Annotated in this window: 2 protein-coding genes; both read right to left on the bottom strand. The window is 43.8% G+C overall.

Annotated elements, in window-relative coordinates:
* Positions 1-233: 233 nt before the first annotated feature.
* On the bottom strand, positions 234-1139 hold the full coding sequence (locus AC3AYF_RS20970) for a major capsid protein (RefSeq protein WP_487780402.1): 906 nt from the start codon (positions 1137-1139) through the stop codon (positions 234-236).
* An 89-nt stretch (positions 1140-1228) separates the two neighbouring features.
* Positions 1229-1414, bottom strand: a 186-nt coding sequence (locus tag AC3AYF_RS20965; RefSeq protein WP_487780401.1) for a hypothetical protein, incomplete at its 5' end; no start/stop codon positions are given.

Genomic DNA, 1414 nt, shown 5'->3' with positions numbered 1-1414 from the left:
AACTCACATCGCATTGCCGCCGAAAGACGGAACGCCTGGGTTTTGGTGACCGCCTCGATAGACAAGCCATCTTTAAATTCGATACCACCCGCCACACCTGTCAAATGGTTAAAGCCTAATTCTAAAATTCTTAACTTTTGTAGTGACATCACTACCTCCTAATAAACAAAAACGGGCAATGGAAAAAACCATCACCCGTTCTATTCTAAGTCACTTGTGACTTATTATCCAGCTTAAATGTTCTGGATACCTTGGATACGCGCCAAAGACTTAGTGCTCTTCAGAGCAGTACCGCAGTACCATTTAAGACGTGTGCGAGTCGCATCTTTGTTCTGTACCGTACCGATGTCTTCAACAACGATACCAGCAGAGCTGCCGCCGTAGATAGCGTGTAAGCCATCAACTTCATTCAAACGCATAGCGTAGATAGAAGTGGCCGCAGTCTCAGTACCTTGAACTTCGTCAATTGGTAAGAAGTCATTAACGATGATTGGAATACCGTTGTGACCTGGAACCGCACGACCGAAGTTCTCAATCATAATGCTTTCAGGCAATGTACCACCCATAGCGCGTAGCAATGCGCGGTAGGCACGTAAAGTACCAGAACGCATCATAATCGCATCAGCACCGTTTGGAACTGCGTCTAACAACTCGTCTAACATTGTTAAAGTAATAGGAGCGCCATTAGCACCGGCAGTGATCGTCTGACCACCTGTAACTAAAGATGCAACACCATCAAACTCTTTAGCATTAGTACCGTTATCACCAATCGCTAAAGTGCGACGGAATTTTCGAGCAAGACCTTTTGCTTTTTGAGCGATTTGAATAGCTTTTTGGCTATTGTGATCACCCATTGTCGCGTCAAGGAATTTGTCCACATCCACATCACCAGCTAAAACTCGTAAGTTCGCAGTGACTTCGGTAAAGGTTGACGCTTCTTCGTTCACAGTATCGTTCACTGGATCTAAGAAATCGCCTTCTGAAATAGTGTTTTCACGGTTATAGACATAAGCCTTACCGTTCACACCCATAAATGGAAGCAACGCAAATAATTCATCCTTGTCGATGATTTCTTCAATCACACCAGAGACAAGTTGATTATTCGACAGCTTCTCAGCTTCTACACGTAATAGTGCCATTCTTTCTAACTCCTAAAAAAATAGATATGTCGATTTAACTAACCGGTAAGAGATAAGTCAGTCGTGACTTATTATACAGGATAGAGGTTTTATTTACTAGAGTTAAGAGCCGCTTCGATCTTGCTTGCGCCTTTCAACTCAATCTTGATTTCCTTGGTCTTACCACCACCAGGCTTGGAATCACCACCTGGCTTAGCTTGGGATCTAACAATGTGGTCGCGATCAGGGTCAGCATCAACAATCTTGGCAATAGCAGCTTCAAACCCAAGAGGTTT

The organism is Salinicola sp. (genome assembly GCF_982684285.1).
The sequence above is the reverse complement of the archived record's forward strand: the minus strand, read 5'-3'. Positions and strand labels throughout refer to the sequence as shown.